We start from the raw sequence: 22540 nt of genomic DNA, 5'->3' as shown, positions 1-22540 counted from the left end.
CTGCTGGATCACTCGTCTGGATAAACCATCAGGCCTTGGAATCACGCGGTTCCAGGGCCTGAGGTTTGGAGTGATCTCGCAGAATGTCCCGCAGGGTCCCGCGAGTTACTCCAGAAAATTGCGGAATACCTCTTTCACGTATTCCTTGGCTCTACTAGTCTGCTGGGGTGCACAATGAAGCCACCCGCTCTTTCTCCACGTCAGCCAGCTTCCAGATGAACCCACCCGCAGTCATCACAGCCGAAAACCTCACCAAGAGCTACGGCGAGCTCACCGCCGTCGACGGTATCTCGTTCGAGGTTCCGGCGGGGGAGTCCTTCGGCCTGCTTGGCCCGAACGGCGCCGGCAAATCGACCACCATGAAAATGATCGGCGGCGTCTCCCAGCGGACGTCCGGGAAGCTCAGCATCATGGGCCTGGACCCGGAAACCCATGGGCCGGAAGTCCGTGCGCACCTCGGGGTGGTGCCGCAGCAGGACAACCTGGACGAGGAACTGAAGGTCCGCGAAAACCTGATTGTCTATGGCCGCTACTTCGGCTTGCCGTTGAGCTACTTGCGTCCCAAGGCCGACGAACTGCTCGAGTTCGCCCAACTGACAGACAAAGCCAAGTCCAGGGTCGATGCCCTCTCGGGCGGCATGAAACGGCGTCTCACGATTGCCCGCTCGCTCATCAACGAGCCCAAGATCCTGCTCCTGGACGAGCCCACCACGGGACTGGACCCGCAGGCCCGGCACATCCTCTGGGACCGGCTGTTCCGGCTCAAGGAACAAGGCGTAACGCTGATCCTCACTACCCACTACATGGACGAGGCCGAACAACTTTGCGACCGGCTGATCGTAGTGGACAAAGGACGGATCATGGCCGAAGGCTCGCCCGCCAGCCTGATCCGCGAATACTCCACACGCGAGGTGCTGGAACTCCGCTTCGGCTCTGAACGCAACGCCACCATCGGCGTCGAACTTGCAGGCATCGGCGAACGCGTCGAGACGCTACCGGACCGCGTGCTCATCTACGCGAACGACGGCGAATCGGCCCTGGAGCAAGTCTCCGCCCGCCGGCTCCGTCCCTTGACCTCGCTCGTGCGGCGTTCTTCGCTGGAGGACGTCTTCCTCCGGCTGACCGGGCGGAGCCTCGTTGACTAGCGCCCACTCGCCGGCCGTTTCCGCCAGCCGGGCGAGGCGCTGGGGATCCTTCTTCTACGCCGAGCAGGTCCTGCGAGTGATGCGCGGCTACGGCTGGTCCGTCTTCCTGTACAGCGTGGGGCAGCCCGTGGCCTACCTCTTCGCGATGGGCGTCGGGCTGGCGAGCCTCGTGGATGCGAACAGCGCGGCCGTGTTCGGGGGCGTGAACTACCTGACGTTCATCGCGCCGGCACTGTTGGTCTCATCCGCCGTCATGACTGCGTCAGGGGACTTTTCCTACCCGATCATGGACGGCTTCAAATGGCGCCGCGTGTTCTATGGCCCGCACGCCTCACCGCTCGTACCGCAGCAGATCGCCGCGGGGCACATCATGGCCAGTGCCTTGAAATTCCTTGTGCAATCAGCGGTGTACTTCGCCATCGTGGCCATGTTCGGTGCCTCGCCGAGTCCGTGGGGCTGGGTGTCGGCGATAGTTGCGACAGTGGCCGGTTTGTCCTTCGGGCTGCCGCTCATGGCCTACGCCTCGACCATCACCAAAGACTCCGGCCAGTTCGCGTTGGTGCAGCGTTTCATCGTGGTGCCGCTGTTCCTGTTCTCGGGCACGTTCTTCCCGCTGGATTCGCTGCCGCTCGGGGTGCGCTGGATCGGTTGGATCTCCCCGGTGTGGCATGGAACGCAATTGGGCCGCGTCTTCACCTATGGACTCGAGGAGAATCCCTTGTTGACCCTGACCCACGTCGTGTTCCTCGTGGGCGCGGCCGCTGCAGGTTGGACGCTGACGCGGCGCCAGTTCGTCAGGAGGATGGGGACATGAGCGTTCTTACTGGAGGCCATAGCGCCACCGACGCTGCCCGGGAACGCACCTTCGGCCCTCTGTACTCCCGCAACGCGCTTGCTGTTGTGTCACGGGGCCTCATGGCAGCGAAAAGCAGCACCTGGTTGATCCTCGTCTCAGGGTTCTTCGAGCCGGTGCTGTACCTGATTTCCATGGGCGTGGGACTCGGCCCGATTGTGGGAACCGTGGCGGGACCGGGCGGCCAGGAAATCAGTTATGCGGCCTACATCGCTCCCGCGCTCCTGGCCGTGTCCGCCATGAACGGCGCTGTCTATGACTCCACCTGGAACGTCTTCTTCAAGATGAACTTCGCCAAGCTGTACCAGGGAATGCTCTACACGTCCCTCGGGCCGTTGGACGTAGCCATCGGGGAGATCTTCCTGGCCCTGCTGCGCGGACTCCTGTATGCCACAGGGTTCACGGCCGTCATGGCCGTCATGGGACTCATCACCACGCCATGGGCCATCCTCGTCATTCCGGCCTCGGTGCTGATCGCTTTCGGCTTTGCGAGTTTCGGCATGGGCATCACGAGCTTCATGAAGACTTTCCAACAGATGGACTGGATCAACTTCTTCATGCTGCCCATGTTCCTTTTCAGCGCCACCTTCTACCCGCTGAGTGTCTATCCGCAATACATCCAGTGGCTCATCCAAGCAATGCCGCTATGGCACGGCGTGGAACTCCTGCGGCAGATCAGCATCGGTTCCTTCAGCCCGGCCACGGCAGTTCATGTCGCCTACTACCTCGTGATGATCGCCCTCGGCATCACGCTCACTACCGGAAGGTTGCGCAAGCTCTTCCTGAAATAGCCGGGCAGGCTGTTCGCCGGGGGTGGAAGAGAGCGGTTCGCCGCGCGGAGTTTGCGACAATGGGTGCATGCGATCCCTCGGCGACTCCCCGTCATCTGTTCCCTCGTCCGCTTCCGCCCGGAGCCCTTTCAAAGGCTTCCGCATCGGTGGACTGGGCATGACAGTGGTGCTCATCGCCTTCCTGGTGGCCGTGATCTTCGCCGCCAACCATAACGACGTCGTCGGTTGGATCGTCGCCGTTGTCTCCTTCGGCTGGCTCGCGCTCGCCGCCTTTGTGGTCTTCAGCATCCAGAAGGCTGCCAGGCGGGCCGGTGAAAAACTCACCGAAGCCCAGAACGCTTTCAACGCGGCAACCGGCCGCGCGCCGTCGTCGTCGAGCGCCGACCACGGTGGCACCCGGGTGGTCTCGGAACGGAACGAAGCGGATGAAATCCGGGACCTCAAATTGGACCACTCCTTCAAGATCGTCCAGGTGCAAGTACGAGTGGTCGAGGACGAACGGGCCAAGGGCGACGCCGCCGACCAGGACACCATCGATCGCGCCCTGGAGACCATCGCCATCACGTCGAGCAATGCCCGGGACATGATCAAGTCCTCCGGCGGCGGCGACGAGCCCGTCTCGGGCACCATCATCGACTAGAGTAGGCGGGGTGAGCTCGGCATTGAAGAAGGACTTCCTTCGCATCGCAACGGTCAACGTCAACGGCATTCGCGCCGCCTACAAGAAGGGCATGGCAGAGTGGCTGGAACCGCGCGACGTCGACATCCTGTGCCTGCAGGAAGTCCGCGCGCCCGATGAGGTGGTCCACCAGCTCATCGGCGAAGGCTGGTACATCCTGCACGCCGAAGCCGAGGCCAAGGGCCGCGCCGGCGTTGCGATTGCCTCCAGGCAGGAACCCGTTGCTACCCGCGTGGGTATTGGCGACGACTATTTCGCCACGACCGGACGCTGGGTCGAGGCAGACTACGTCGTGCGGGACGGCGGCGGCAAGGACACTACGCTGACGGTCGTCAGCGCTTACGTGCACTCCGGCGAAGCGGACACGCCCAAGCAGGTGGACAAGTACCGCTTCCTGGACGTCATGACCACAAGGCTTCCGGAACTGGCCAAGCACAGTGAGCATGCCCTGGTGGTCGGCGACCTCAACGTGGGCCACACCGAGCTCGACATCAAGAATTGGAAGGGCAACACCAAGCGTGCCGGTTTCCTTCCTGAGGAGCGCGCGTACTTCGACCGCTTCTTCGGCGACGAGATCGGATGGAGGGATGTCCACAGGGGCCTGGCAGGAAATGTCGATGGCCCCTACACCTGGTGGTCCCAGCGCGGTAAGGCCTTTGACACTGACACAGGCTGGCGCATCGACTACCACATGGCCACTCCTGGACTCGCGGCAGCCGCTCTTTCGGCCGTCGTTGACCGGGCGCCGTCGTGGGACACCCGTTTCTCCGACCACGCACCGCTGGTAGTCGACTACCAGCTCTAGGCTTTCGAAAGTTTCCTCATGACCAGTTCCACCACGACCGAACCCGCTGCAGCCGCAGCCAAGGCAACATCCACCAAACTGGCCGCCGGGGCAAAGCACCGTGTGCTGTCCGGCATGCAGCCCTCTGCCGACTCCCTCCACTTGGGCAACTACCTTGGTGCCCTGGTCAACTGGGTCCGCATGCAGGACGAGTATGACGCCATCTTCTTCATCCCGGACCTGCATGCCATTACGGTGCCGCAGGATCCTGCCGAGCTGGCCCGCCGGACACGCGTCACCGCTGCGCAGTACATCGCCGGCGGCGTAGATGTGGACAAGTGCACGCTGTTCGTCCAGTCCCAGGTTCCTGAGCACGCCCAGCTGGCGTGGGTCCTGGGCTGCATCACCGGCTTCGGCGAGGCCTCGCGCATGATCCAGTTCAAGGACAAGTCGCTGCAACACGGTTCCGACCACGCGAGCGTCGGGCTCTTCACGTACCCGATACTGCAGGCGGCCGACATCCTGCTGTACCAGCCACATGGGGTACCCGTAGGCGAGGACCAGCGGCAGCACATTGAACTCAGCCGCGACCTCGCCCAGCGCTTCAATAGCCGCTACGGCGAGACGTTCCAGGTGCCGCAGGCCTTCATCCAGAAGGAAACGGCCAAGATCTACGATCTCCAGAACCCCACGGCGAAGATGTCCAAGTCCGCGGAGTCGCCGGCCGGGTTGATCAACCTTCTCGATGACCCGAAGGTCACGGCCAAACGCATCAAGTCGGCCGTCACGGACACCGAGACGGAAATCCGCTTCGATCGCGAAGCCAAGCCCGGGGTGTCCAACCTGCTGAGCATCTACTCGTCCATCAGCGGCCAGCCGGTGGAGAAGATCGTCGCGGACTACGAAGGCAAGATGTACGGTCACCTGAAGGTTGACCTCGCTGAACTCGTTGCTGCCCATCTCGGGCCAATCCGGGACCGCGCCAACGAGCTGCTGGCCGATCCGGCCGAGCTCGACCGGCTCCTCGCCCACGGAGCGGACAAGGCCCGCGAGATCGCCTCGGCCACGCTCGCGGACGTCTACGCCAAGGTGGGCTTCCTGCCTTACGGCGGACCACAAGGAATCCGCTAAAACCATGTGCGCAGCTGGCAAGATCAGCGTCCAGGTCGGCTCTCTTTCAAGGGGAGCCGGCCAGGCCGCTGACGCCCACCCGGCCACGGGCGCACACCAGTCTGCCAGCGCGTGCGGGGACAATATGTGCGTAGGGGTCATCCTGGGTTTCCCCAGGGAAGTCGCCCAGGAACTGCAGCAATGGCGTGCATCCTTCGGTGATCCCATGGCGGAAGTCATCCCGGCCCACATCACCCTCGTCACGACGACGCCTGCCCAGGACTGGGAAGCCACCCTCGAGCACGTTCGCGATGTCGCCCGGCGCCAGGCACCTTTCAAGATCACGATTTCCGGCACGGGCTCCTTCCGTCCGGTGTCCCCGGTGGTGTTCCTGAAGGTCGAAGACGGTTTCGAGGAGTGTGTGGGCCTGCACGAACAACTGCAGACCGGCCCCCTCGAACGCGACCTTCCTTTCCCCTACCACCCGCACGTCACGGTAGCGCACGACGTCGCTCCTGAAAGCCTGGACGAAGCCGAAACGGTGCTCAAGAACTACAGCGCCACCTTCCCTGTGGTTAGCATGGGACTTTACGAGCACGACGACAATGGCATTTGGCAGCTACGGGAAGAGCTCGACTTTGGCGGCGACGCAGACCAAGCACGGAAAAGCACAGCACAACGACCGGCAGCAGGCGGAAAGGCCACCGCTACCGACTGAAGGGGCGCAGCTGAAGCTGCAGCTCATTCACCGTCAGGTCGAATGGGGAAAGGCCCGGCGCTCAGGACATAGGGGCGCCACGATTCCGGCGTTCATCAACTTGGCCCTCGCCCGGCTGAGCAACTTCCGGCCGATGCGTGCCTTCAACCTCTACAACCTGCGCCATGGTCCACTGTTGAGCGCGGGCATTGGCTTCACCATGTTCTTCTCCATCACAGGCCTGCTGGCCACAGGATTCGCGGTGACCGGCTTGGTCCTCAATGGGCAGCCCCAACTGGTTGATTCAATCGTCTCGAGCGTCTCCACGGCGGCCCCGGGACTCCTGAAAACCAGCGGAGGCAACGGCCTGGTGGATCCGCACGATCTCCTGAACCCCACAGGCCTTGGCTGGACGGCCGTCATAGCCGCCGTCGTCACGGTCTTTACCGCGCTCGGCTGGATCGCCGGGATCCGGGAGGGTCTTCGCGGAGTCTCCGGGCTGGAGTCCGTACAAGAGAACCCCCTGCTGATGAAGGCCCGCGACGCCGGGACCCTCCTGCTGCTCGGCGCAGCCTTGGTGGTCAGCGCCGGTGTTTCGCTCGTGTTCGGGACAGCGGCCGGATGGATCATCGAACGGCTCGGGTTGGCCGACGCCGTCGCCGGCCCCGTCACGTGGCTCGTTCGCACGGCCGTTCCACTTGTCCTCAACTGGGCGACCGCGGTGATCATGTTCCGCTTCGCAGGCCGCCTGAAACTTCGCCGCCAAGCGTTCGTGGAAGGAACAGTGCTGGCCGGCATCGGGACCACCATCCTCCAGATCTTCAGCACGGAATTGCTGGCGAACGCCGGACGGAACCCCATCCTGGCCTCATTCGCCATCATCATCGGGCTTCTCATCTGGTTCAACCTTGTCAGCCAGGTCTACTTGGTCTCCGGGGCGTGGGCCGCCGTCAGGGAAGCGGATACCGGCGCTCATGAGCACCCCAAGCCGGCCCTCGGATCACGGCACCCTTCGCCGCGCACGTTCCACGCAAAAGGGTCCTGACGGCATCCAGAGCCCCAACTGACTAACAGTTGTTGTCGTTTTGAGCGCTCATAACGACAACAACTGCTAGTCAGTTGGGCTGGGTCTCCTGCTAGTCGCCGAGGTACTGCCCGGCCCAGGCCGAGATTATCCCCGCGACCCGGGCGGCTTGCCCCTTGCCCGTCAACAGGTGGTCACTGCCTTCAAGCGAAATAAAGCTCCGCGGGTGCCGTGCCGTTTGGAAGATCTCGCTGGCATTGTCGATGCCCACAGTGTTGTCTGTGGGGGAGTGCAGCACCATGAGTGGTCTGTGCAGGGTACGGATGCAGTCCCTGAGGTCGGCCTTCTCCACGTCCTCAACAAAGTGGCGGCGAATCTCCATGCGCCTGCCGCCCAAATTGACCTTTGCGCTGCCTTCGCTGAGAATCGTGCTGACTTCGGCGTCGAACATGTGCTCCACATGCCTGGGCTGGAATGGGGCGCCGACAGTCGCTACCGCCCGTACCTCGGGGAGGCTGAGGGCGGCGGCCAACACAGCGGCCCCGCCGAAGGAGTGGCCAACAAGCAGGGAGATTTCCTTACCATCAGCACGCATGAACTCGGCGGCGCGGATGGTGTCCGCCACTTTCACGCTGAACGATCCTGCGGACCAATCGCCGGAGGAGTCGCCGAGTCCAAGGTTGTCGAAGCGAAGCATGCCGACGCCGAGATCCGCCAAGCCCTTGCAGATACGCGAGGCTGACGGGCTGTCCTTGCCGAGGGTCAAACCATGGGAGAACACACCCCAGCCCCGGACCGGGCCCTCAGGCACGTCCACGATCCCTGCCAGGAGATCTCCGGTACTGCCTTCGAAGCTGATCTTCGTGGACTTGGACACCCTGTCCGCCTTTCGTTTTGCGAGCGAGTCTTAAACAACGACGACGGCGGACCCCGCCAAGGGGACGCCGTCGTCGTCGTATTCTAAATTTTGGACTAGATCTTGCGTGCCAGGATGGCCTGCTTGACCTCGGCGATTGCCTGGGTCACCTGGATGCCACGCGGGCAAGCCTCCGAGCAGTTGAAGGTGGTGCGGCAGCGCCACACGCCTTCCTTGTCGTTGAGGATCTCCAAGCGCATATCACCGGCATCGTCGCGGGAATCGAAGATGAAGCGGTGCGCGTTCACGATGGCGGCCGGGCCGAAGTACTGGCCGTCCGTCCAGAACACGGGGCAGGACGACGTGCACGCAGCGCACAGGATGCACTTGGTGGTGTCGTCGAACCGTTCCCGGTCCTCGACCGACTGCAGGCGTTCCTTGGTGGGCTCGTGGCCCTTGTTGATCAGGAACGGCATGACCTCGCGGAAGGACTGGAAGAACGGCTCCATGTCCACGATCAGGTCCTTCTCCACCGGGAGGCCCTTGATCGGTTCAACGGTGATGGGCTTGGAGGTGTCCAGGTCCTTCAGCAGGGTCTTGCACGCTAGGCGGTTACGGCCGTTGATGCGCATGGCGTCGGATCCACAGACTCCGTGTGCACAGGAACGGCGGAAGGACAGCGAGCCATCGATCTCCCACTTGATCTTGTGCAGGGCGTCCAGCACGCGGTCGGTGCCGTACATCGTCAGCTGGTGGTCTTCCCATACGGGCTCTTCCGAGACCTCGGGGTTGTAGCGTCGCACGCGCAGCGTGATGTTGAAGGTGGGAATTTCCCCGCCTCCACCAATGTGCGCGGGCAGCTCGATCTTGGATGCTGGCTCAGCAAGTTCAGCAGACATCTTAGTACTTCCTCACCATCGGCTCGTAGCGCGTAAAGACAACAGGCTTGGTGCCGAGTCGGATGCCCGCGATTGCTTCCGCAGATCCGTCCGCCGGGGCGTGCTCATCCTTATACGCCATGGAGTGCTTCATGAATTTCTCGTCGTCGCGCTCCGGGAAGTCCTCCCGGAAGTGGCCTCCACGGGACTCCTCGCGGTGCAGGGCAGCAACTGTCATGACTTTGGCCAGTTCCAGCAGGAAGCCCAGTTCCACTGCTTCGAGCAAGTCAAGGTTGAAGCGCTTTCCCTTGTCCTGGACGCTGATGCGCTGGTAGCGCTCTTCGAGGGACGCGATGTCCGTGAGCACCTGGTTCAGGGTGTCCGCAGTACGGAACACCTGCATGTTGGCATCCATGGTGTCCTGCAGTTCCTTGCGGATCGCGGCAACCCTTTCGCCGCCATCGGAAGTGCGGACGTGGTTCAGCAGATCCAGCGTGTACGCCTCCGGGTCTTCCGGGAGCTCCACGAAGTCAGCAGTCTTGGCGTATTCGGCTGCGGCAATGCCTGCACGCTTGCCGAAGACGTTAATGTCCAGCAGCGAGTTGGTGCCCAAGCGGTTGGAGCCGTGGACCGAGACACAAGCAACCTCGCCGGCTGCGTACAGGCCCGGCACGATGGTGTCGTTGTCCTGCAGGACCTCGGTGGTGATGTTGGTGGGAATGCCGCCCATGGCGTAGTGCGCCGTCGGGAACACCGGAACCGGTTCCGTGTACGGCTCGACACCGAGGTAAGTGCGCGCGAATTCGGTGATGTCCGGAAGCTTCGCGTCGATGTGGGCCGGCTCAAGGTGGGTCAGGTCCAGGAGGACGTAGTCCTTGTTCGGGCCGCAGCCGCGTCCTTCACGGACTTCGTTTGCCATGGAACGGGCCACGATGTCGCGGGGAGCGAGGTCCTTGATGGTGGGGGCGTAGCGTTCCATAAAACGCTCACCCTCGGAGTTGCGGAGGATCGCGCCTTCGCCGCGGGCAGCTTCCGAGAGGAGGATGCCCAAGCCGGCGAGACCGGTCGGGTGGAACTGGAAGAACTCCATGTCCTCCAGCGGGATTCCGCGGCGGAAGGCGATGCCCATGCCGTCACCGGTCAGGGTGTGGGCGTTGGAGGTGGTCTTGAAGACCTTGCCTGCGCCGCCGGAGGCGAACACCACGGACTTGGCCTGGAAAACGTGCAACTCGCCGGAGGCGAGGTCGTAGGACACGACGCCGGCTACGCGCTTCTGCTTGTACGGCGTTCCGTCTTCGCGGACGGCGTCTTCCTCGACGGTCAGCAGGTCCAGGACGTAGTACTCGTTGTAGAACTCAACGTTGTGCTTGACGCAGTTTTGGTACAGCGTCTGCAGGATCATGTGGCCAGTGCGGTCTGCTGCATAGCAGGCGCGGCGGACCGGAGCCTTGCCGTGGTCACGGGTGTGGCCACCGAAACGGCGCTGGTCAATGCGGCCTTCGGGCGTGCGGTTGAACGGCAAGCCCATCTTTTCCAGGTCCAGCACGGCGTCGATGGCTTCCTTCGCCATGACCTCGGCTGCGTCCTGGTCTACCAGGTAGTCGCCACCCTTGATGGTGTCGAACGTGTGCCACTCCCAGTTGTCCTCTTCGACGTTGGCCAGGGCTGCACACATGCCGCCCTGGGCTGCGCCAGTGTGGGAACGGGTGGGGTAGAGCTTGGTCAGTACTGCAGTGCGTGCGCGCTGACCGGATTCGATCGCGGCGCGCATGCCGGCGCCGCCGGCACCGACAATAACGACGTCGTACTTATGGACCTGCATACCAGATGCTCTTTCTCTCTAAGTCAGATGGTCGGCGGAGCCTGCTCCGCGTGTTGTGCACAGCCGGACTAAGCCGGTGGTGCAGCGGAGCCGCTACGGCGCCGGGCAGAACCCGCCCGGCAGCTGAACGCCGTTGACGACGGGGCACGGGTTGAACGTGAAGATCACCAAAGTGCCAAGGACGACGATGACGACCGTAGCCGCGTAAAGGACCACCTTGAGCCACAGGCGGGTGGCGTCCTTCTCGGCGTAGTCGTTGATGATGGTGCGGACGCCGTTGGTGCCGTGCAGCATGGCGAGCCACAGCATGGCCAGGTCCCAGAACTGCCAGAACGGGTCGGCCCACTTGCCGGCCACGAAACCGAAGTCGATGCCGTGGATGCCTTCGCCTACCATGAGGTTCACGAAGAGGTGGCCGAAGATCAGGACCACGAGCACGACGCCGGAGAGCCGCATGAACAGCCACGCGAACATCTCGAAGTTCCCCTTGGAACCGGTGCCGCGACGGTACTGCGGAGCAATTTTCCCACTGCCGATTTTTCCACCACTGTTTTTTCCACTGCGTGGGGTTTGAATATCAGTGCTCATGGCTTAGTGGCCTCCCAGTGCGAGGGACAGGTGGCGGATGGCGAAGGCCCCGAAGGTGACCAGCCACAATACCAGGACGGTCCACAGCATCTGGCGCTGGTATTTCGCGCCCTTCTTCCAGAAGTCAATGGCGATGACGCGCAGACCATTGAAGGCGTGGAAAACAATCGCTGCGACGAGGCCCGTCTCGCCGAGGGCCATGAGGGGGTTCTTGTAGGCGCCGATAACGGCCGTGTAGGCCTCCGGGGACACACGCACCAATGAGGTGTCCAGCACATGGACCAACAAGAAGAAAAAGATCACAACACCGGTAATGCGGTGTCCAACCCAGGACCACATGCCTTCACGGCCGCGGTACAAGGTGCCAGCTGGTTTTGTCGGCACTGAATAAACCTTCCTGCAACACAGCGGCGCTGGCACGGGATCCATGCGGGGGAAACGCCAGCTGCGAGAGCACTCGTAGCTCAGCCTAAATCTAGGCTTCGCTCACAGCTTATTCAATTTAGGCACCCCTTCTTGTAACGAGAGTGCGGGTGTTCGCCTGAATTCCGGTCTTTTCGCCCCGCGGGTGAGACGAAGACCACAAAGTGGGAGTTGCGCGTGTGTCGGATAAGGTGTTGCGGTGAGTATAGAAAACGCTGCAAGCCTCGAATCGCCATTGCGTCACTTCCATGCGGTTATTCCGGCTGGCGGAGTGGGCACGCGCCTGTGGCCGCTTTCGCGTGCTGCTGCGCCCAAGTTCCTGCATGACCTCACGGGTTCGGGAAGCACCCTGCTGCGCGCTACGTACGACCGCCTCGAACCATTGGCCGGCAACCGCGTGCTGGTGGTTACGGGTGTGGCGCACCGGGTTGCTGTCTGCCGCCAGCTTCCCGAAGTGGGCGAAAACGAATTGGTCCTCGAAAGCGAACCGAAGGACTCGGGAGCGGCGATCGGCCTCGCCGCCGCCATCCTGTACCGTCGCGACCCGGACACCATCATGGGTTCCTTCGCAGCCGACCATGTCATCAGCCCGGACAACCTCTTCCAGGAAACTGTCCGTGAGGCCATCCACACTGCGGCCGCCGGAAAGATCGTCACCATCGGCATCAAGCCCACGCACCCCTCGACCGGGTTCGGCTACATCCGCACCGGGGACTTGCTCAACATCGATGACGCACCGAACGCGCATGCCGTGGTCGAATTCGTCGAGAAGCCGAGCGAGGACATTGCCAAGAAATACCTCGAGACGGGCGACTACGTCTGGAATGCGGGCATGTTCGTCGCCCCCGTCGCGCTCATGCTCAAGCACCTGGAGGCAAACCAGCCGGTCCTGTTTGCCGGGCTGGAGGAAATTGCCAACGCCTGGGACACGCCGGAACGCGACGAAGTGACTGCCCGGGTGTGGCCCACCCTGCCGAAGATTGCCATTGACTATGCAGTGGCTGAACCCGCCGCAGCGGCGGGGGATGTCGCCGTCGTGCCCGGTACCTTCCGCTGGGACGACGTCGGAGACTTCGCCGCAATCGGTCGACTCAACAATGCCGGCGACGTCGATGAGGTGACCGTCCTGGGCGAAGGCGCCCGTGTCTTCACCGAGAACGCCAGCGGCGTGGTCGTCTCCGACACCAAGCGCGTGATCGCCCTTATCGGGATCAAGGACGTCGTGATCGTTGATACGCCGGACGCCTTGCTTGTCACCACGAAGGAACACGCCCAGCGGGTCAAGGGCGCGGTGGACGCACTCAAGGCGAGCGGCGACACAGACGTTCTCTAGCGCCCTCTTGCGGCGCTGTCCGTAACCAAGAGACCCCTTTCGCTATTCGGGGGGCGTGGATGGCTAGAGTTGTGAGGTGCGCAATTTCACTACCGAAACCGAGCCGACCCCAGTGGTGAAGCCGTGGCTTGACGATCTCTTGCCGGAACTCCTTGAATTCCGGAGGGATCTGCATGCGCACCCCGAACTTTCCTTCAAGGAATTTCGCACCACGGACAAGTTGGTTGAACGGCTCGAAGCGGCGGGGCTTGAACCCCGCCGGCTGGAAGGGTCGGGGCTGACAGTCGACGTCGGCGAGGGGCCTATCGCGACGGCCCTCCGCGGCGACATCGACGCGCTCCCCATCATCGAAGAGACCGGGCTTCCGTTCGCGTCGAAGAACCACGGCGTCACCCACGCGTGCGGGCATGATGTCCACACCACGAGCATGCTTGGCATTGCCTTGGTGCTGCACGCCATGCACCAGGAATCCCCCTTGGGCGGCACGGTGCGCATCATCTTCCAGCCAGCAGAAGAAACCATGCCCGGCGGTGCCCTGTCCTGCATCGAGCAGGGGGTGCTCCAGGGTGTCCCGCGGATTCTTGCGCTGCACTGTGATCCGCGTATCAACGTCGGCAAGATCGGCACGCGCATAGGCGCCATCACCTCGGCGTCGGACACCATCAAAATCGAACTGACCGGACGTGGCGGCCATACTTCCCGTCCGCATTTGACCGAAGACCTGGTCTTCGCGCTAGCCCAAATCGCCGTCAACGTCCCGGCCGTGCTATCCCGTCGGGTGGACGTGCGCAGCGGCGTTTCGGTGGTGTGGGGTCAGATCGCGGCAGGGTCCGCACCCAACGCCATCCCCGCCAACGGATACATGGCCGGCACCATGCGTTGCCTCGACAGGGACGCCTGGCACAGCGCAGGGGAGTTGCTCGACGACGTCGTCCAGCAAGTTGCCGCGCCGTACGGGGTGGACGTGCACCTTGAGCACACCCGCGGCGTCCCTCCCGTGGTCAACTCGGAACACGAGACTGCCCTCATCGAGGCGGCGGCGCGTGCGGAACTCGGCGAGCACGCCGTCGTCCTGACCCCCCAGTCCATGGGAGGCGAAGACTTTGCCTGGTTCCTGGCCGACCTGCCGGGTGCCATGATGCGGCTCGGAACGCACACCCCCGGCGGTGAGGAATACGATCTCCACCGCGGTGACTTCATTGTGGACGAGCGTGCCCTCGGCTTCGCGATCCAGGTCCTGGCCGCCGCCGCGCTGCGAACCATCCGGGATCTCTAAGCCTCGGACGCTCGCTCACTTATGCCGGGTTCTAGCCGGACGCTCGCTCACTTTTGCCGGGTTCTGGCCGGACGCTCGCTCACTTATGCCGGGTTCTGACCGGACGCTCGCTCACTTTTGGTCGAAACGCCGGGGATCCTCTTGCAGATCATCTGCAAGAGGATCCCGTTGTTTCGGCTTGTTTGTGAGCGGGCGTTGTTGGGGGTGGGCTTGTTTGTGAGCGGGCGTTGTTGGGGGTGGGCTTGTTTGTGAGCGGGCGTTGTTGGGGGTGGGCTTGTTTGTGAGCGGGCGTTGCCGGGGTCAATTGAGTTGTGCACAATTTAATTGTGAGCTATCGTTATTCCCATGAGTGAAGCCCCCCGCCTCGACCGCCAGGTCTGTTTCGCCCTCTACTCCGCCTCCAAGGCCGCCACTGCGGTCTACCGGCCCGTCCTGGACGAGCTTGGACTGACGTATCCGCAATACCTCGTGATGCTGGTGCTCTGGGAAAACGAGCCTCGAAGCGTCCGGGAACTGGGTACCGAGCTGGGACTCGACTCAGGCACCCTGTCACCGCTGCTCAAGAGGCTTGAAGCCTTGGGCCTCGTGGAGCGCCGGCGTTCAGCCGAGGACGAGCGACGCGTCGAGATCCACCTGAGCGACGCCGGGCGGGCCCTCAGTGCCCGGGCGGGCGCTGTGCCGCAACGCCTCGCCGACGCCGCCGGCCTGAGCGCCGCGGAGCTTGCGCAGCTTCACGACACTCTGGGCCGGCTCACTGCCGCCCTCCATTCAGCCATCTGATCGTCCATCCCAAAACGTCCATCCCAAAACGTCCATCCCAACAAAGGAAAAGGAACCACAGTGAAGACTTTGTACATAGCCGAGGCACTTGCCTCCGGTGAAGGCCGCGAAGGCAACGCCCGCACGAACGACGGCAAGCTGGACGTCGCTCTCGCCAGCCCGGTGGAACTGGGCGGAAACGGCCAGGGCACCAACCCCGAGCAGCTCTTCGCCGCCGGTTACGCGGCATGCTTCCACTCGGCGCTCAGGCTGGTAGGGCGCAAGGCCCGGGTGGATCTGACCGATTCCGCCGTCGCCGCCAAGATCCATTTCGGTGCATTGGAGGGCAGCGAGGGATACGGCCTCGCCGCGGAGCTTGAGATCGCGCTGCCTGCCCTCGACCGGGAAACCGCCGAGCAACTCGTGGCCAAAGCCCACCAGATCTGCCCCTACTCCAACGCGACCCTTGGGAACATCGCCGTCGACATCAAGCTTGTGGAGGTGGCAGCATGAGCTCGGCACTTCCCAAGAGCACCCGCGAAATCCGGCTGGCATCCCGCCCGCAAGGACGCCCTGTCCAAGAGAACTTCCGGCTGGCCGAGACCGATCTGCCGGAGCTGCAGGAGGGCCAGATCCTGGTCCGCAACGAGTTCATGTCGGTCGATCCCTACATGCGCGGCCGCATGAATGACACGAAGTCCTACTCGGCACCTTTCCAGCTCGACGCAGCGCTCGACGGCGGTGCGGTGGGTGAGGTGATCGCGTCCCGTTCCGAGGCACTCAAGGTGGGTGACGTCGTCGTGCACCAGCTCGGCTGGCGCGAATACTCGGTGGTGGATGCGGCAAGCGCGACGCCGGTTCCGGCCGGCCTGGCGCCGACTTCGGCGTTCCTCGGAGCACTTGGCATGACGGGCCTGACGGCATATGCCGGGCTGCTCAAGGTGGCCGAGTTCAAAGCCGGGGACGTCGTCTTCGTTTCCGGTGCCGCAGGCGCAGTGGGTTCGATCGTCGGTCAGGTCGCCAAGGCCATGGGCGCTTCCAAGGTGATCGGCAGCGCCGGTTCCCCGGAGAAGGTGGCTCGCCTGCTGGAACTCGGCTTCGACGCGGCCTTCGACTACGACGACGGTCCCGTCGTGAAGCAACTTCGTGAGGCTGCGGGGGAGCGCGGCATCGATGTCTACTTCGACAACGTGGGCGGCGAGCACCTCGAAGCTGCCCTCGCCGTCCTCACAGTGGGTGGCCGCGTGGCAATGTGCGGCGCCATTTCGCAGTACAACTCCACAGAGCCCGCATCGGGCCCCCGGAACCTGGCCGTGGCCATCGGAAAGCAACTGACCCTGCGCGGCTTCCTCGTGGGTGGCCAGCGACAGCACGCCGCCGAGTTCGCCCAGAACATGGCCGAATGGCTGGCCAATGGAACGGTCCGCTACGACGAGACGATCGTTGATGGACTGGAAAACGCGCCGAAGGCTTTCATCGACCTCCTGGATGGAGCCAACACCGGCAAGATGCTGGTCCGCCTGCCCTGAGTATGATCCCGCACTGAGTACCGGCCGCAGCGGGCGGGCATCCTAGGACCGTTCGCTGGGAGTTCCACTACTGCTTGGTAACAAAAGCTCAACAATCTTCGGGTTGTTGGGCTTTTGTGTTACCCGGGTGTGTTCAATCCCACTAAAGTTGTGCCATCAGTGCGCCCCAGGCGCAGTGCTGCGAAGCATCAGTGAAAACAGAATTTCAGACTCGAGTTTTCGAAACGGACACTCATTGACCAACTGTCGTAGCATCAATCACTTTCTTCCTGGAGGAAAATTGAAGCAATCACTGCGTGCCACATTAAAGCGCGGTTCATTTGCAGGCGTCGCAACTGCGGGCGCCGCTGCACTTTTGCTGGCAGGCTGCGGTAGCGCACCGTCTGCTTCGAGCTCGGGCAGCGCCACCAAGTCGGACTACACCGCATGCATGGTGTCCGACTCCGGCGGCTTCGATGACAAGTCGTTCAACCAGTCAGGCTACGAGGGCCTTCAGGCAGCAGCCAAGGACCTGAGCATCCAGGAGAAGCACGTCCAGTCCAAGGCCGACACGGACTACGACCCCAACCTTCGTTCCATGGTGCAGCAAGGCTGCAAGCTGACAGTTACGGTCGGCTTCCTGCTGGGCGACGCCACGAAGAACATCGCGACGGCGAACCCCAACAGCCACTTCGCCATCATCGACTACTCGGACCCCACCTTCCCGAAGAACGTCAAGCCGATTGTCTATAACACGGCCCAGGCCGCGTTCCTGGCCGGGTACCTCGCCGCCGGCACTTCCAAAACGGGCAAGGTTGCGACCTTCGGTGGCCTCAACATCCCCACCGTGAGCATCTTCATGGACGGCTTCTCCGACGGCGTGAAGTACTACAACCAGAAGAAGGGCAAGTCCGTCCAGCTGCTTGGCTGGGACAAGGACAAGCAGGACGGAACGTTCGTCGGCGACTTCAAGCAGGTCGACAAGGGCAAGGTCCTCACCCAGGGATTCCTGGACCAAGGGGCCGACGTCGTCCTTCCCGTCGCTGGACCGGTTGGAGCGGGCGCCGGAAGTGCGATCCTTGACGCCAAGGCAAAGGGCACGGACGCAAAGCTGATCTGGGTCGACTCGGATGGCTACCTGACCGCACCCGCCTACAAGTCGGTCATCCTGACTTCGGTCCAGAAGACCATGGCGACCGCCGTCGAAACGGTCATCAAGGCCGACAAGGACGGCAAGTTCGACCCCAGCCCGTACGTCGGCACGCTCGACAACGGGGGCGTGGCGCTTGCCCCGTTCCACGATCTCGACTCCGCTGTTCCGGCAGACATGAAGAGCGATCTTGACCAGTTGAAGAAGGACATCATCTCCGGCGCAGTCAAGGTCGAATCGAAGTCCAGCCCCAAGTAAAAATCCGGGCTAAACCGCATCGCGCTGCCCTTCAGCCGAGTTTTGGCAGAAGGGCAGCGCGTTCTGCGTTGCCTTCAATTTGCTCTTCGACACTCCTATGCCGAGCACTATGCTGGGAGCACGGTGATGACGAGGAGCCATCCTTTATAGATGGGTTGGAGTTTTGAAACTCGAACTGAAAGGGATCACGAAGCGCTTCGGATCCCTCGTAGCCAATGACCACATCGATCTCGTGGTTGAACCCGGCCAAGTCCATTGCCTCCTGGGCGAAAATGGTGCCGGCAAATCCACCCTGATGAATGTCCTTTACGGACTCTACGACCCCAGCGACGGCGAAATCCTGGTCGACGGAAAACCCGTTGTTTTCAAGGGGCCGGGCGATGCCATGGCGGCGGGGATCGGAATGGTCCACCAGCACTTCATGCTGATTCCGGTATTCACCGTCGCGGAAAATGTCGCGCTGGGAAACGAAGCCACCAAGGCGGCCGGTTTCCTGAACCTGGATGAAACCCGCCGCAGGATCTCCGAGATTTCCAAGCAGTACGGATTCCACGTCGACCCCGATGCCCTCGTGGAAGACCTGCCCGTTGGTGTGCAGCAACGCGTCGAGATCATCAAGGCACTCGTGCGCGACGCCGAAGTCCTGATTCTCGATGAACCGACCGCGGTTCTCACTCCGCAGGAAACCGATGAGCTTCTGGACATCATCCGGCAGCTCAAAGCCGCCGGAAAGTCAATTGTCTTCATTTCGCACAAATTGCGCGAGGTCAAGGAAATTTCGGACATCATCACGGTGATCCGACGGGGCAAAGTAGTCGGCTCGGCCGATCCCTCGGCGTCCCCGACGGAACTCGCCTCGGCGATGGTAGGCCGGGCGGTCAGCCTGACCCTGGAAAAGAAGCCCGCCCAGCCGGGTGAGGCGACCTTCAAGGTCCGGGACCTGACCGTTGTGGACCACAATGGCCAGCACGTCGTGGACGGGCTGAGCTTCGACATCGCCAAGGGTGAAGTGCTTGCCATCGCCGGTGTCCAAGGCAACGGCCAGACGGAGCTCACGGAAGCCATCCTCGGCGTCCAGCAGCACGTCACCGGGTCCATCGTCCTCGACGACGTCGAACTGCTGGGCAAGAGCGTCAAGCAGGTCCTGTCCGCCGGCGTCGGGTTCGTCCCGGAGGACCGCAAGATCGACGGCCTGGTGGGAACGTTCTCCATTTCCGAGAACATGATCCTGGACCTTTACGACAAGGCGCCTTTCGCCCAAGGCATCGGCATGAAACCGGCCTTGATCGCTTCGCACGCGGAGAAGAAGGTCGAGGAGTTCGATGTGCGGACGCCGTCGATCGATGTCGCTGTGGGTACGCTCTCCGGAGGCAACCAGCAAAAGGTGGTCCTGGCCCGGGAGCTGTCCAGGCCATTGAGGCTCTTCATCGCATCGCAGCCCACCCGAGGGCTCGATGTCGGCTCCATCGAATTCGTACACAAGAGGGTCATTGCGGAACGGGACAACGGAACTCCGGTGATGATCGTGTCCACGGAACTCGATGAAGTCCTCGAGCTCGCTGACAGGATCGCCGTTCTCTACCGGGGAAAGCTGGTCGGGATCGTTCCCGCCGGTACGTCCCGCGATGTGCTGGGCTTGATGATGGCCGGCGTTCCCGAACATGAGGCAGAACTGACTGCGCACAAGACCCTCGAGGGAGGAACCCATGTCTGAGTCCAATACCCCTCGGCAGGAAAACGAGGTCGAGCCGGAGCGCCCGGAAACATTGGACGACGAGGCCGTCCTGGATGTCGCGCTGGACACGGCGGACGGTGCAATGGCCCCGTCAGTAATTCCGGCTGCCAGCCAAGGCGGACAGATCCCGCACGCCGCCGGTGGTTCGGTCTTCCGGCAGATCGTGACCGGAAACGCCATGGTCTCGGTGTTGTCCGTGCTGCTCGCCATTGTGCTCGGCGGCATCCTGATGGCCGTGACGAACCCCAAAGTTGCCGAAACGGCAGGCTATTTCTTCGCGCAGCCGGGGGACATGCTCACCGAGGTCTTCAGGCCCTACGTGGCGTTGGTCCAGGGCGCGATATTCAACTGGGCCGGGGCCGACGCCGCAGCCCAGCTGTACCCGATCACTGAAACCCTGACGGTGTCCACGCCCCTGATCCTGGCAGGACTCGGCGTGGCCTTGGCCTTCCGTGCGGGCCTGTTCAACATCGGTGCGCAGGGGCAGATCATTTTCGGCGCCCTGTTCGGCGCCTACGTGGGCTTCACCTGGCACTTGCCTTTCCTGGTTCACCTGCTGCTTGTCATCGTTGCCGGATTTGTCGGCGGCGCGGTGTGGGGCGGCGTCGTCGGCCTCCTCAAGGCCCGGACCGGTGCGCATGAGGTCATCGTGACCATCATGCTGAACTACATCGCGAACTTCCTGCTCCTGTTCCTCCTGACCACTCCCGCTTTCCAGCGCAAGGGCTCGACCAACCCGATCTCGCCCTTCCTGGACCAGTCGGCACTGTTCCCGGAGTTGCTCGGCCCCCAGTTCAGGCTCCACGCGGGCTTCCTCCTTGCCGTGCTGGCAACGGTCTTCGTCTGGTGGCTCCTGAAGCGCTCCACGCTCGGCTTTGAATTCAGGGCCGTGGGCGCCAACCAGAGCGCGGCACGCACCGCCGGAATCAACGTTCCCCGCGCCGTAATCCTCGTGATGGCGATTGCGGGTGCGCTTGCAGGCCTGGCCGGCATTGCGCAGGTATCCGGAACGGAGAAATACCTCTCCGGAGGTGTCGCTGCTTCCATCGGATTCGATGCCATCACGGTCGCGCTGCTCGGTCGTTCAACGCCGTGGGGAACATTCTTCGCCGGGCTCCTGTTCGGCGCGTTCCGTGCGGGAGGCGTCGCAATGCAGGCTGAAACCCAGACCCCCATCGACATCGTCTTGGTCATCCAGTCGTTGATCGTCCTGTTCATTGCTGCACCGCCGCTGGTGCGGGCAATCTTCGGGCTGAACCCGCGGAAAAAGAAGAAGGCCACTGGCGGCCCCGGCTCCGGAACCATCCCCTCCGGAAAAATCGAGAGCGGAGCTGCAACAGCATGAGCACCACAACAACTCAGCCCGGCGGTGGCACCCCCGCCGGAAACGCCCCGGCGGGCCCGGGAAAAACGGGTGCCACCGAGCTGGTGAGCTGGAAGGCCGGCATTGGACTATCCCTGCTCGCAATCCTGGGAACCGTGCTGTTCGGCTTCATGTCCAACTCGAAGTCGGCAGGCTTCGGCATTGCCGAGGCCGCCAATGAAGCGGCCTCCAGTGTCGCTGCTTTGGTCACGTTCGTCCTGGCCCTTCTGCTTTCCGTTGGTCTCGGATACCTGTGGTTCGTCCGCCGTCGTTCAGGCCTCACCTCCGGTTCAGGCACGGGGTCAGGTTCAGGCACGGTACCGGGTTGGCTGCCCCCATCCACCGTCGCCGCCGTCGTGGTCCTTGGCCTTGCCGCGCTCGGAGTGGCAAAGGTTTCCAAGATCACGCTCCCTTCCGCGGCCATCGGCTGGATCGCTGCGGTGATCCTTCTTGGCCTGGCCGGCTACACGGTGTATCTCACCCAGGCGAAGAGGGCTGCACCCCGCTGGGTGGGCGGCACCTTTGCCGCAGTGTTCCTCATCGGGTTCATGGTCTGGATCGTCGCTGGCGGAAATGGCAATGAGCCGTCGATCTCCCTCGCCGGACTGATCGCAGGATCCGTCACCTTGGCCGTGCCGCTCGTCTTCGGATCCCTTTCCGGCGTCCTGTGCGAACGCGTCGGCGTGGTCAACATTGCCATTGAAGGACAGCTCCTGCTGGGAGCATTCTCCGCAGCCGTTGTTGCCACGGTGACGCACAACGTCTACGCCGGGCTGGTCGCGGCGGCCGTCGCCGGGACGCTTGTTTCCTTGGTCCTGGCCGTGGTCAGCATCAAGTACCTCGTCAACCAGATCATCGTCGGCGTCGTGCTCAACGTCCTCATCAGCGGACTGACGAGCTTCCTCTTTTCGACGCTGCTGACGGCTGACCCTGATGGGCTCAACAAGCCGGGGCGCTTGCCTCCGGTGGACATCCCCTTCCTGTCCGATATCCCCATCATCGGCCCCATCCTGTTCCACCAGTCCCTAGTGGGCTATTTGATGTACATCGCAGTGATCGTGGTTTACCTTGGCCTCTTCCACACGAAATGGGGACTGCGCGTGCGGGCCGTCGGCGAGCACCCGCAGGCAGCCGACACCGTGGGCATCAACGTCAACCGGACCCGATTCTGGAACGTACTCATGGGCGGTGCGATCGCGGGCATCGGCGGCTCGTTCTTCACGCTGGTGTCCGTGGATGCGTTCAGCAAGGACATGTCCGGTGGCCGCGGGTACATCGCCCTGGCGGCGCTGATCTTCGGGCGCTGGAACCCGATCGGTGCCTTCCTGGCCGCGTTGCTGTTCGGCTTCGCGGACAACCTCCAGAGCGTCATCACCATCATCGGATCGCCCGTGCCGAGCCAGTTCATGGCCATGCTGCCTTACGCCTTGACTGTCTTCGCCGTCGCTGGATTGGTGGGCAGGTCCCGGCCGCCGGCGGCAAGCGGCATACCGTACGTCAAGGGCTGA

Annotated in this window: 22 protein-coding genes; 17 read left to right on the top strand and 5 right to left on the bottom strand. The window is 62.9% G+C overall.

Features of this window, described 5'->3' with window-relative positions:
• The first annotated feature begins 215 nt into the window (after window positions 1-215).
• The 8 genes from ACSVHC_RS04830 to ACSVHC_RS04795 all read left to right on the top strand — a co-directional run bounded on the left by ACSVHC_RS04830 (window position 216) and on the right by ACSVHC_RS04795 (window position 7104).
• Window positions 216-1145 carry an ABC transporter ATP-binding protein gene (locus tag ACSVHC_RS04830; RefSeq protein ID WP_437773973.1) on the top strand — a complete coding sequence of 310 codons (930 nt, stop codon included), beginning with the start codon at window positions 216-218 and terminating at the stop codon, window positions 1143-1145.
• Window positions 1138-1959, top strand: coding sequence for an ABC transporter permease (locus ACSVHC_RS04825; RefSeq protein WP_439180624.1), 822 nt, complete (start codon window positions 1138-1140; stop codon window positions 1957-1959). The genes ACSVHC_RS04830 and ACSVHC_RS04825 overlap by 8 nt, the downstream gene beginning before the upstream one ends.
• Window positions 1956-2789, top strand: coding sequence for an ABC transporter permease (locus tag ACSVHC_RS04820; protein ID WP_437772852.1), 834 nt, complete (start codon window positions 1956-1958; stop codon window positions 2787-2789). The genes ACSVHC_RS04825 and ACSVHC_RS04820 overlap by 4 nt, the downstream gene beginning before the upstream one ends.
• Window positions 2790-2856: 67 nt before the next feature.
• Complete coding sequence (locus ACSVHC_RS04815) at window positions 2857-3429, top strand: hypothetical protein (protein ID WP_364538339.1); 573 nt, start codon at window positions 2857-2859, stop codon at window positions 3427-3429.
• A 10-nt stretch (window positions 3430-3439) separates the two neighbouring features.
• Window positions 3440-4273 (top strand): exodeoxyribonuclease III, encoded by an 834-nt coding sequence (locus ACSVHC_RS04810; RefSeq protein ID WP_345450080.1) that lies wholly within the window; start codon window positions 3440-3442, stop codon window positions 4271-4273.
• 18 nt (window positions 4274-4291) lie between these two features.
• A complete protein-coding gene (gene trpS / locus ACSVHC_RS04805; protein WP_437772854.1) occupies window positions 4292-5383 on the top strand; it encodes a tryptophan--tRNA ligase in 1092 nt (363 codons plus the stop codon).
• Between the two features lie 124 nt (window positions 5384-5507).
• Window positions 5508-6080, top strand: a complete 573-nt coding sequence (locus ACSVHC_RS04800; protein ID WP_437773974.1) for a 2'-5' RNA ligase family protein — start codon at window positions 5508-5510, stop codon at window positions 6078-6080.
• On the top strand, window positions 5968-7104 hold the full coding sequence (locus tag ACSVHC_RS04795) for a YihY/virulence factor BrkB family protein (protein ID WP_437772855.1): 1137 nt from the start codon (window positions 5968-5970) through the stop codon (window positions 7102-7104). The genes ACSVHC_RS04800 and ACSVHC_RS04795 overlap by 113 nt, the downstream gene beginning before the upstream one ends.
• A 91-nt stretch (window positions 7105-7195) precedes the next feature.
• On the opposite strand, the gene ACSVHC_RS04790 is transcribed toward ACSVHC_RS04795, so the two are convergent.
• The 5 genes from ACSVHC_RS04790 to sdhC all read right to left on the bottom strand — a co-directional run bounded on the left by ACSVHC_RS04790 (window position 7196) and on the right by sdhC (window position 11611).
• Window positions 7196-7960, bottom strand: a complete 765-nt coding sequence (locus ACSVHC_RS04790; protein WP_437772856.1) for an alpha/beta hydrolase family protein — start codon at window positions 7958-7960, stop codon at window positions 7196-7198.
• Window positions 7961-8055: 95 nt separating this feature from the next.
• Complete coding sequence (locus tag ACSVHC_RS04785; protein ID WP_078105990.1) at window positions 8056-8838, bottom strand: succinate dehydrogenase iron-sulfur subunit; 783 nt, start codon at window positions 8836-8838, stop codon at window positions 8056-8058.
• 1 nt (window position 8839) lies between these two features.
• Window positions 8840-10639, bottom strand: coding sequence for a succinate dehydrogenase flavoprotein subunit (sdhA, locus tag ACSVHC_RS04780; RefSeq protein WP_234751269.1), 1800 nt, complete (start codon window positions 10637-10639; stop codon window positions 8840-8842).
• Window positions 10640-10732: 93 nt separating this feature from the next.
• Entirely contained in the window at window positions 10733-11227 is a 495-nt protein-coding gene (locus tag ACSVHC_RS04775; protein WP_437772857.1) for a succinate dehydrogenase hydrophobic membrane anchor subunit, read from the bottom strand.
• 3 nt (window positions 11228-11230) lie between these two features.
• On the bottom strand, window positions 11231-11611 hold the full coding sequence (gene sdhC / locus ACSVHC_RS04770) for a succinate dehydrogenase, cytochrome b556 subunit (protein WP_084784381.1): 381 nt from the start codon (window positions 11609-11611) through the stop codon (window positions 11231-11233).
• Between the two features lie 238 nt (window positions 11612-11849).
• Here sdhC and ACSVHC_RS04765 point away from each other — a divergent pair, with 238 nt between their 5' ends.
• The 9 genes from ACSVHC_RS04765 to ACSVHC_RS04725 all read left to right on the top strand — a co-directional run bounded on the left by ACSVHC_RS04765 (window position 11850) and on the right by ACSVHC_RS04725 (window position 22540).
• Window positions 11850-12983 carry a mannose-1-phosphate guanylyltransferase gene (locus ACSVHC_RS04765; protein WP_439180623.1) on the top strand — a complete coding sequence of 378 codons (1134 nt, stop codon included), beginning with the start codon at window positions 11850-11852 and terminating at the stop codon, window positions 12981-12983.
• 76 nt (window positions 12984-13059) lie between these two features.
• Entirely contained in the window at window positions 13060-14259 is a 1200-nt protein-coding gene (locus tag ACSVHC_RS04760; RefSeq protein WP_345450094.1) for an amidohydrolase, read from the top strand.
• Window positions 14260-14604: 345 nt separating this feature from the next.
• The gene (locus ACSVHC_RS04755; RefSeq protein WP_437772859.1) at window positions 14605-15039 is read left to right on the top strand and encodes a MarR family winged helix-turn-helix transcriptional regulator; all 435 of its coding nucleotides are present in this window, start codon (window positions 14605-14607) and stop codon (window positions 15037-15039) included.
• Between the two features lie 60 nt (window positions 15040-15099).
• Window positions 15100-15531, top strand: a complete 432-nt coding sequence (locus ACSVHC_RS04750; protein WP_437772860.1) for an organic hydroperoxide resistance protein — start codon at window positions 15100-15102, stop codon at window positions 15529-15531.
• Window positions 15528-16547 (top strand): NADP-dependent oxidoreductase, encoded by a 1020-nt coding sequence (locus ACSVHC_RS04745; RefSeq protein WP_437772861.1) that lies wholly within the window; start codon window positions 15528-15530, stop codon window positions 16545-16547. Before ACSVHC_RS04750 ends, ACSVHC_RS04745 begins: the two co-directional genes overlap by 4 nt.
• Before the next feature lie 280 nt (window positions 16548-16827).
• The gene (locus ACSVHC_RS04740) at window positions 16828-17934 is read left to right on the top strand and encodes a BMP family lipoprotein (protein WP_236816176.1); all 1107 of its coding nucleotides are present in this window, start codon (window positions 16828-16830) and stop codon (window positions 17932-17934) included.
• A 163-nt stretch (window positions 17935-18097) separates the two neighbouring features.
• Window positions 18098-19648, top strand: a complete 1551-nt coding sequence (locus ACSVHC_RS04735) for an ABC transporter ATP-binding protein (RefSeq protein ID WP_345450105.1) — start codon at window positions 18098-18100, stop codon at window positions 19646-19648.
• Window positions 19641-21014 (top strand): ABC transporter permease, encoded by a 1374-nt coding sequence (locus ACSVHC_RS04730; RefSeq protein ID WP_437772862.1) that lies wholly within the window; start codon window positions 19641-19643, stop codon window positions 21012-21014. Before ACSVHC_RS04735 ends, ACSVHC_RS04730 begins: the two co-directional genes overlap by 8 nt.
• Entirely contained in the window at window positions 21011-22540 is a 1530-nt protein-coding gene (locus tag ACSVHC_RS04725; protein WP_437772863.1) for an ABC transporter permease, read from the top strand. The genes ACSVHC_RS04730 and ACSVHC_RS04725 overlap by 4 nt, the downstream gene beginning before the upstream one ends.

Origin of the sequence: Arthrobacter sp. KNU-44 (assembly GCF_051843155.1) — a bacterium.
Lineage (GTDB): Bacteria > Actinomycetota > Actinomycetes > Actinomycetales > Micrococcaceae > Arthrobacter.
This window is presented reverse-complemented; position numbering and strand designations above follow the sequence as displayed.

What these genes read in the sequence shown, in the direction of transcription:
- ACSVHC_RS04830 (WP_437773973.1), top strand. Translation starts at nt 216, where the DNA reads ATGAACCCACCCGCAGTCATCACAGCCGAAAACCTCACCAAGAGCTAC.
- ACSVHC_RS04820 (WP_437772852.1), top strand. Translation starts at nt 1,956, where the DNA reads ATGAGCGTTCTTACTGGAGGCCATAGCGCCACCGACGCTGCCCGGGAA.
- ACSVHC_RS04815 (WP_364538339.1), top strand. Translation starts at nt 2,857, where the DNA reads ATGCGATCCCTCGGCGACTCCCCGTCATCTGTTCCCTCGTCCGCTTCC.
- trpS (WP_437772854.1), top strand. Translation starts at nt 4,292, where the DNA reads ATGACCAGTTCCACCACGACCGAACCCGCTGCAGCCGCAGCCAAGGCA.
- ACSVHC_RS04800 (WP_437773974.1), top strand. Translation starts at nt 5,508, where the DNA reads ATGTGCGTAGGGGTCATCCTGGGTTTCCCCAGGGAAGTCGCCCAGGAA.
- ACSVHC_RS04795 (WP_437772855.1), top strand. Translation starts at nt 5,968, where the DNA reads ATGGCATTTGGCAGCTACGGGAAGAGCTCGACTTTGGCGGCGACGCAG.
- ACSVHC_RS04785 (WP_078105990.1), bottom strand. Translation starts at nt 8,838, where the DNA reads ATGTCTGCTGAACTTGCTGAGCCAGCATCCAAGATCGAGCTGCCCGCG.
- sdhA (WP_234751269.1), bottom strand. Translation starts at nt 10,639, where the DNA reads ATGCAGGTCCATAAGTACGACGTCGTTATTGTCGGTGCCGGCGGCGCC.
- ACSVHC_RS04775 (WP_437772857.1), bottom strand. Translation starts at nt 11,227, where the DNA reads ATGAGCACTGATATTCAAACCCCACGCAGTGGAAAAAACAGTGGTGGA.
- ACSVHC_RS04755 (WP_437772859.1), top strand. Translation starts at nt 14,605, where the DNA reads ATGAGTGAAGCCCCCCGCCTCGACCGCCAGGTCTGTTTCGCCCTCTAC.
- ACSVHC_RS04745 (WP_437772861.1), top strand. Translation starts at nt 15,528, where the DNA reads ATGAGCTCGGCACTTCCCAAGAGCACCCGCGAAATCCGGCTGGCATCC.
- ACSVHC_RS04730 (WP_437772862.1), top strand. Translation starts at nt 19,641, where the DNA reads ATGTCTGAGTCCAATACCCCTCGGCAGGAAAACGAGGTCGAGCCGGAG.
- ACSVHC_RS04725 (WP_437772863.1), top strand. Translation starts at nt 21,011, where the DNA reads ATGAGCACCACAACAACTCAGCCCGGCGGTGGCACCCCCGCCGGAAAC.